This window comes from Bartonella sp. MF74HXZ (assembly GCF_042194445.1).
In the GTDB taxonomy this organism is placed as follows: Bacteria; Pseudomonadota; Alphaproteobacteria; order Rhizobiales; family Rhizobiaceae; genus Bartonella; species Bartonella grahamii.
Genome location: NZ_JBHIMW010000004.1, coordinates 270,474 through 279,138, shown reverse-complemented (window position 1 = coordinate 279,138; position 8,665 = coordinate 270,474). Strand labels below are relative to the sequence as shown.

Genomic DNA, 8,665 nt, shown 5'->3' with positions numbered 1-8,665 from the left:
AGCAGAAACCGCTCTCGTTACTCGTCGTATATAGTACTCTTTCAAATAAAGAGTCAATATCATTTTTTACTTTTTTTAAAAATAAAATAGCGCAAACATCTGGTTGTATTTCAATACATTACACTAAAATAAAAATAAAACATGAAAACAGAAAGAGTTAAAGGGAGCATAGCGCCTTTAAAGTAAAATATAGCACCCCATTGCAATGCATAAAAATAGGAAGTGCCTAGGAATGGATTAATCACAATAACGCTTGTTTTATGTTACTTTAATAAGGAAATTTTTCTGCACAGGTACGATTCATAAAGACATTACTGTATAAAGAGAATTCGTATGATCTGTAATTTGTAAAAAGAATCAAATTCTTGTAGAAACATGCTAAGCTATGCTAGCTTTCTTTATTTAATATTGAAAAAGTACTCTTAGAATCTATGTGGGATAACGAACAACAAAAAAACGATCCCGGACAGGACCCTGCTCTTGTCGTTAGACGCTTGCGTCCTGCGCGCCGACAAGTTTCGGCCCGTTGGCTTACGGGAACCGTTCTGACAGGAATCACTTCCTGCATTCTTATGGGTATTGCACTTTTTACGGCTCTTGATGAACAACAGCGATTGGTAACCCCTCCGCAATGGTTTACAAAAGAAAATCTCTCTCACACACAAGATCCTGAGGCCAATGGGTATAAAGGGGATCGTATTTCTCCCACCCATGCACGGCAAAGCTTTGACAGCAAGCGTCAATTTGAACTATCGATTCTGCAAAAAAAAGGCGATGAACAAGTTATTCAAACACAACATTTTGAATGGATTCGTATGGCTTTAGCCGAAAAGCGCCCCCAGAAATATAGCTATCCAAAATTTGATTCTTTAAGCATTCTTGCCAGTGATTCGAAAAATCAAAGCGCCAAACCACAAGATTCTGGACAGATTTATGGAGCAAAGGTTGAAACAAAAATCACCTTACGCAGCTATGATTTTAAGGTAAATCAATTCGATTTTGATGACAACGATACCCTGACAGATGAAGAGGCACAACAAGAAGTGCAAAAAGCTGGGTTTACTTTAGAAAAAAGTACCGAACTTCTTTCAGTTCTCACATTGATTGATCCTTTAAAGTTAGAAGATACATCCACTGATTCCCAAGGTACAGAATCCCCTGAAGTTCGCATTGTTCAAGAAAATGTAACCGTTTCCCCTCAAAGTCACCGTATCGATCTGACAAAAAACTATGTTGAAGATATTATTCCTATTCGTAAAAAACAAACGATAGCCGATGCTTTCAAAAAAACCAGTTATACAAAAAAGCAAATTGAACAGGTCGTAAAAACGCTAGAAAAAATTAACCTTTCCGATACCCTTAAAGAGGGAAGTCTTTTACGCATTGGCATCGTGACACAAGCTGGTGAAGAAGATCATCTCGTACGCGCAAGTATCTATCAAGGGATGTATCATGTTCTCACCATTGCGCTAAATGATAAAGGCCAATTCGTTGAAAGCACAGAGCCTAAAATGTCTAAAGCTCTTAAAACGGCTTTTCAAAATGGTATTCCGCATTCTTATATCAATAGCGCGCAATTACCAACAGCTTATGATGCACTCTATCGTGCTTTGCTAAGCCATAATATATCACAATCTCTCTCTCATCGTCTTATTCGTCTGCTTGCCACCAATATTGACATGAAAAGTCCGATAACCCCCAATGATCAAATCGAAATATTTTATGCCGTACCACAAAGCGATAAAGAAAACCAAAATGGCAAAAAGAACTTGAAAGCAAAGGAAGCATCAAAAAACACTGATCCAGAAATTCGTTATATTAGCGCAACTTTTGGAAATACAACTTATAAATATTACCGTTATCAATTAAAAGATGGAAGCGTTGATTATTATGATTCTGAAGGGAGGAGTTCAAAGCCTTTCTTGCTGCGCAAACCCACACCAAATGGGATTTTTGGCTCTCCCTTTGGTCCACGCAAACATCCTATTTTAGGCTATGTTCGCATGCATACGGGAGTTGATTGGGTTGCTCCTAAAGGATCACCCATTATTGCTGTAGGAGATGGTATTGTCACAAGAGTAGGCGTAACAGGTGGCTATGGAAATCACACGGAAATTCAACATGCCAATGGATATGTCAGCAGTTATTCACACCAAAGCCGTTATGCACCAGACATCAAACCAGGCGTGAAAGTACGACAAGGACAAATCATTGGGTATGTTGGAACAACAGGAATGGCAACCGGTCCCCATTGTCATTTTGAAATCATTGTCAATGGCGTCAAAGTTGACCCCATGCGCATCCGTATACCGGATAGCAAAGCCTTAACCAATCAAGACCTACAAACATTCCTACAAGAAAAAAACAATATTGATGCCTTGATCAACAGCCCGATAACCCCCTCCGAAGAAACTTAAAGCATAAAAGCATCTGCATTTTTACGACTCAAAACATCTAAAAATATGCTTTAGCGCTTATTTTTCTCAAAGAGATTTTTTTCTTAAAGAGATTGCCGCACTTTAAATATCTATAAAGAATTCGCCGAAATATGCCACCACCCAAGGTCGCATAACAATGATTAAAAATAAAACGCCCTCCCCTTTGCATGTTTATGCACGATAGAAAAGTGCAAAATATGAAACCCAAAAAGGCTAACTCTTCTTGTTTGTTTTATCAAAACGATAAAAATCCCTTTGTTTTCCATGCAATAAAATTTTAATCAAAGGTGAGTTTTTCTAAAGGATGAAGATTCTAAAACCCATATCATTCTACAAATAACCCGACTTCTTGTTGAAGAGATTTCACCTGTTGAATGCTTATGCTGTTCATAGCCCTAAAGGACAGTGTTTCATAAACTTTACGAGCAAGTTATCCTTAAGAATATTCGTTACACACTTTTACAAAAACACCACATATTTAAAGTTTTACATGCCTTACAAAAAATAACAAAATTTGAAAAAACAATCTCTTCACAAAGAAATAGAGCTTACTAATAAGCTTACTAATATAAGTATTATCGGTTTAAAGGAGCTTTTATTCAAAATAAATTTAAATTTTAACTCAAGTACTTCAAAGCTATAAAACATACAAAAACAGGAGAATTTTGAAAGCCAATAATCAGAGTCAGCAAAGTAAAAAACAAAGAGAGCAAAAGATAAAGAAGCAATGTTGCTTCTCTTGAAGACAATTGACAATCTGATATGAATGGTGCTGTGTTCGCGTTATCTAAGTTATATTTTTTCTCATTTTTATTAAAACGAACAAGCAGAGAGTAAAGAATTTATCTCTTAAAAAAATCAGTCAGAGCTTTTTTTTGAACTATTCATGCTAAGTTTTGGCAAAGGAATGATAATCTTTGTGCCTCCTAAAGCAGAAGTTTCAAACAGAGGTTTCTCACCAAATTGCATACAGAGCTGTTCCACGACCACACGACCAAGTCCTGTTTTTTGCTCTAAAGTTTGGCTTTTCATTCCCACGCCATCATCTTCTACAATGAGCATCAATTGTCCATCTTTCTGGGGACCAAAAGAGATATAAATATGACCCGTACGTTGATCAGGAAAGGCATGTTTTAAGGAATTTGTCAGCAGTTCACCAAGGATAATTCCAAGTGTTGTCGCATCTCTTGAAGACAGGCGACAATCTTTAAAGTTTGTGTGAATGGCGATGTTTTCACGCAATTCAAAAGGGACTGCCAATTCGACATCATGCACAACAGAACTGAGAAACTCTGCCAAAAAAGTCGTTTCCATATCATCACTTAAGCGCAAACGACGATGTGCTGTAGAAATTGTCTGAATACGATCACGTGCAGCTCCTAGAACAGAACGTACCTCTTCATTTTTACTCCGGTTTAACTGGAGCCCCAGCAAAGAAGACACCGTCCCAAGAGAATTGCCAATGCGATGGCTTGCATCCTGCAACAATATTTCAACCCGTTGGCGTTCTTTTTCAGCGTGATTGCGTGCTCTTTCTAATTCTTGTGTCCGTTCTTTCACGCGGGCTTCCAGAGCGATATTTTCGCTATGAAGCAGCAATTGATACAATTTTAAAGAGCGTACATCACGATGAAAACGATTAATAACAAAATAGGCAGAAATAAAAGTACTCACAACAGAAACAATAGCTGCCAATGTCAAAGCAGCCCGCATCAATGCGATCCCCTCACGCTGTTTTTGTCGCACCACATCATCCCCATTAATAAAGCTTGTCATCAATTGAGCTAAACGTGCCACAGGAATCTTTGATCCTTCAAAAGAGGCAGCATGAGAAGGTTGTTCAGGAATCGCATCAAGAGCATGCATATGGGCATTCATAAATGCTTTTCGTGCTTCAACCTCTTTTTTAAAAGCCGTAAACCATTCATCCCATTGTGGATGCGCATAAACAATAAGTGCGATATAATCGAGAATATCCCCCAACTCCCGCTCTGCATTTTCAAAACGTATTTTATCTTCCGCCTTGCGCGTTTTTGCATAGCTGCGATCAGCAACTGCCATATCAATCAAGCTAATAAGGACCAAATCAGCCTGTTCACGCAATTCTGAACTTGTATTCAACTGTGCGACTTCTCGATCAACGGCATTTGAAAGCAACATAATAAAAACCGATGCCAAAAGAGCCATAACAAGAGAAACAACAATCGCTACCCACCGCCAGCGTGATATCGTTGCATCAGAAGAAGGCATTTGAGGCATCAAATTTGTTTTTGTTGTCATAGAATGTCCATTGGCGAACTTGAAAGTCGTCATTTTTCAGCACAAAGGAAGGCAACCTTATGGAACATAAAACTTAAAGCCCGTGGGAAAGTTTATACAGGCTTTTCTTGTATTCCTAAGGATACACGCCAAACACTCTGAATTTCCTCAGATACTGACTTTACTGTAATAGCTATAACGGGAATAAAAAAAACAAGGCTATCGATCATAATTATTATGCTTTTTTAGCCGTTAAATGAACACAATGTACTTCCAGCTGAATAAGAATCAGGACCATAATCAGACTCACCATCCACCTTGAGAAGTTCTTGTAACCGATTACGCGCCCTGCTCACACGGCTTTTAATGGTTCCAACAGCACAACCACAAATAGCCGCAGCATCTTCATAAGAAAAACCCGATGCCCCAATGAGAATAATGGCTTCTCTTTGATCGGCAGAAAGCAAATTTAAGGCTTTTTTGAAATCTTGCAAATCAAGCGATCCATATTGAGCCGGATGAACAGCGACATTTTGAGTAAACACGCCATCGGTATCTTGAACTTCTCTTCCCTTTTTACGCATTTGACTGTAAAATTCATTGCGCAAAATGGTAAAAAGCCAAGCCTTAAGATTGGTTCCCATCTCAAAACTATCTTGCTTAGCCCATGCCTTCATAACAGTATCTTGGACCAAATCTTCGGCTTTATCCTGCTTACCACTTAAAGAAACAGCAAAAGCTCGTAAAGCCGGCAACACCAAAAGAAGTTCTTGTTTAAAGTTTTTCGCGCACTTTGACATAAAGGATTCAAACCTTTTCCACATTGTTTAAGCCAAATTGCTCTGCGCGCTCCAACTTCTCTAAAAGCTCGAGCAAACACCGTGGCAGTGCTTCTTCTTGAATTTCCATGTAAAATTGACGTAACTTCCGTGCTATTTCGCTATTGACCCCGAGAAGATCATCTCCAACTGTAAATTGTGTGGTGAGATTTTTTTCATCACGGTCGTTCATTTTTCATCCCCCTAATCCATATAATATCAGTAGCACCGCGAAGAATTTTTTCGCCTTATGGTTGTAAATATAGCTGTCGGTAAAAAGTTCCATACAAATCAAGGAACTTTTTTATCTGTTGAGAATTTCAACCAACAAAATGCTTGAAAGGTCAAAGGAGTTATAAATTATGTCATTATCAACGCGCATTGCCCCGCATCTTCCCTATCTTCGGCGTTTTGCCCGCTCTGTCACCGGTAGCCAATCCTCTGGCGATGCTTATGTGTCCGCGATGTTGGAAGCACTCATCGCCGATATCTCCATTTTTCCCAAAGCATCCAGTGACCGAATTGGTACCTATTGGCTTTTTTGCCATCTTTTTGACCAAACCACACCGAACATCCCTGAACCCCTGCCCCAATTTGGTCTTGAACAAAAAACCAGTGCCAAATTATCCTATCTCACGCCCCGTGCACGCCAAGCATTTTTGCTCATTGCCGTTGAAGGATTTCATGAACAAGAAGCCAGCGAAATCATGAATCTGGATACAAAAGAATTCCGTAAGCTTCTCAACCAAGCATCCATTGATATTTCTCAACAAATTGCCACTGAAGTAATGATTATTGAAGATGAACCTCTTATTGCGCTTGATATTGAGCAAATGGTAGAAAGCTTAGGTCATCATGTTGTAGGAATAGCGCGCACGCGTGATGAAGCTGTCATCATGTATCATAAGAAAAAACCACGGTTGATTTTGGCTGATATTCAATTAGCCGATAACAGTTCAGGGATTGACGCGGTCAACGAGATTTTGAAAAATGACCGTATACCGGTGATTTTCATCACGGCTTTTCCCGAAAGGCTGCTGACCGGCGAGCGTCCAGAACCAACTTTTTTAGTGACCAAACCTTTTAACCCTGATATGGTGAAAGCGCTTATTTCCCAAGCTTTATTTTTTCAAGAGAATGCTTCTAAAGCGGCTTAGAACAGAGTAACATCTTAAAATTATGATCGTTACGCCTCTTTCAAAGCCTCCCATGGATAGATCTCATATGAGTGCGCTCATGCAAGCGATTCGTGGTGCTGATATTTGTGTTCTCTATCAGGCAACAAATCTGGTTTATTTATGGGCTGAAAACTTGCCACACCATTTGCACAATAAATGGCGGGTTGGGTGTCGTGACAGCGACTTTTTTTCGCTTGACCTTGCAGACAATATGGAAACCATCAAACTGCAAGTTTTAGCGAGTGGCAAAATGCAAACTGTTGAAGCACGTTTTGAAGATACAAAAAAACAAGAGATTTGGTATAAATTTTCTATTGATTGCCATCGTAATGATAACGGAGACATTATCGGTATTATCACCACCGGTGTTAATATTTCCGGTTTACGCCGCCGTGAACAAGTGCTTAAAATCCTTCTTCGCGAGGTCAGTCACCGTTCTAAAAATCTTCTAGCGATCATTCAAAGTATTGCCAGCCAAACCGCCCGCTATACTGAATCTCTTCAGGTTTTCTTACGCAAATTTCAAGGTCGTCTTCATTCTCTTTCTCATTCTCAAGATCTGATTACTGATTCCGATTGGCGTGGTGCTCAATTTCGCGAATTGGTCCAAACGCAGGCTTTAGGCTATTTTATGAAAGAAACAGAACGTTTTTCACTTGAAGGCGTAGATCCTTATCTTTTTCCCAATGCCGCTTTGCATATTGGTTTGGCTTTTCATGAACTAATTGTAAATTCTCTTTCTTTTGGAGCCCTTTCCCAAGAAAAGGGTAGCATCTGTGTACGCTGTGAAATCGAAACAAAACTGAATGGTAAAACGCAACTTATCATCACTTGGCATGAAAATTTTGAATCTGGCATCCCTCCCACAAACAATAAAAAAGCCTGTTTTGGTAGTGCCGTTCTCGAAAAAATCGTTCCCATTTCCGTAAATGGTTCCGCTTCCCTCAAATTGACAAAAGAAGGAATTATCTATTGCCTCTCTGTTCCTGATACTTATTTTGATATTTTTTCTTAAAAGAGCATTTCAAATAACAAACAAGAGGAGTTTCCCCTTTTTTAGCAAAATTTCTCATCTATTTTATTAAGCACAAAGATATTTTCCAGCCTCTTTAAACCAACCACTATGCCCCCCAATAGCTCCCCACAACCTTAACGAAAAACCTTAACGATGAGAACTTAAGCCGCATAAAATCCATTCCTGCTGTCAATCAACTTTCATCCCTTATAGAACCGCATATTTTAAGAGAAAAACCAAAACAATGAAGAGTAAACCGTTTCAGCTTTTATATGCCAAATAAAAGCGAACCTATTACCTATCTCTTTTTGTGTAACTTTCGCAATGCGCATACAATTCCATTTTGGCAGAATATAAAATTTCAAGGAGTAAAGCTAACATCCATCATCACTCTTCAGCTTTACGGGACTAAAGCATCCACGACAACGACAATTAACTGATGAAATTACACATTTTATGCTTTTATTTATCGCATTCTTTAATGGAGATATCCTCTTCAGATACAATAGGACATCCTAAAACAGAATACACTTGTGTTTTTCATTCACGCACTTTTTTAATATTTCCCAGCGCATCCACGCTCATTTCAAAACAGTGTCTGTAAATAAAATATAATAAGCCCCCGTAAAGTGAACCATCAAGCACGCCCCTTTTTACTCCCCATCCTTCTTTACCTTCATACCTCTTTTCACTTCATAAAAGTAGTAGCTGAGCATTATCATACCCTTTGTCCCTCATGTTACAACAGCCATTGACCTTTGAGAGCGTTCATAAGAGGCATTTTAGTCTTTTTTCAAATATTTCTCACCGCCACAAAGCCCATACACACCCTTTTATGACGTGCAAGCCAATGACTTTGATTAATTCACTATAGAACTAGCATCTCAAAGGAGGAACGGACATCTCAAAGGAGGAACGGACATCTCAAAGGAGGAACGGACATCTCAAAGGAGGAAC

Annotated in this window: 6 protein-coding genes; 3 read left to right on the top strand and 3 right to left on the bottom strand. The window is 39.0% G+C overall.

Annotated features, from left to right (window positions below; genetic code table 11):
- Nucleotides 1-431 precede the first annotated feature (431 nt).
- Nucleotides 432-2,417 (top strand): M23 family metallopeptidase, encoded by a 1,986-nt coding sequence (locus ACFIJ8_RS05430; protein WP_375639164.1) that lies wholly within the window; start codon nt 432-434, stop codon nt 2,415-2,417.
- Between the two features lie 879 nt (nt 2,418-3,296).
- Here ACFIJ8_RS05430 and ACFIJ8_RS05425 read toward each other — a convergent pair.
- The 3 genes from ACFIJ8_RS05425 to ACFIJ8_RS05415 form a co-directional block, all read right to left on the bottom strand.
- On the bottom strand, nt 3,297-4,718 hold the full coding sequence (locus ACFIJ8_RS05425; protein ID WP_273788471.1) for a sensor histidine kinase: 1,422 nt from the start codon (nt 4,716-4,718) through the stop codon (nt 3,297-3,299).
- 224 nt (nt 4,719-4,942) lie between these two features.
- Complete coding sequence (locus ACFIJ8_RS05420; RefSeq protein ID WP_015856820.1) at nt 4,943-5,497, bottom strand: RNA polymerase sigma factor; 555 nt, start codon at nt 5,495-5,497, stop codon at nt 4,943-4,945.
- A 7-nt stretch (nt 5,498-5,504) separates the two neighbouring features.
- Complete coding sequence (locus ACFIJ8_RS05415) at nt 5,505-5,708, bottom strand: NepR family anti-sigma factor (RefSeq protein ID WP_015856821.1); 204 nt, start codon at nt 5,706-5,708, stop codon at nt 5,505-5,507.
- Nucleotides 5,709-5,877: 169 nt separating this feature from the next.
- Here ACFIJ8_RS05415 and ACFIJ8_RS05410 point away from each other — a divergent pair, with 169 nt between their 5' ends.
- Together ACFIJ8_RS05410 and ACFIJ8_RS05405 are read left to right on the top strand one after the other, a co-directional pair.
- Nucleotides 5,878-6,672 (top strand): response regulator, encoded by a 795-nt coding sequence (locus ACFIJ8_RS05410; RefSeq protein ID WP_015856822.1) that lies wholly within the window; start codon nt 5,878-5,880, stop codon nt 6,670-6,672.
- Between the two features lie 22 nt (nt 6,673-6,694).
- Nucleotides 6,695-7,708 (top strand): sensor histidine kinase, encoded by a 1,014-nt coding sequence (locus ACFIJ8_RS05405; protein ID WP_273788470.1) that lies wholly within the window; start codon nt 6,695-6,697, stop codon nt 7,706-7,708.
- Nucleotides 7,709-8,665 lie beyond the last annotated feature (957 nt).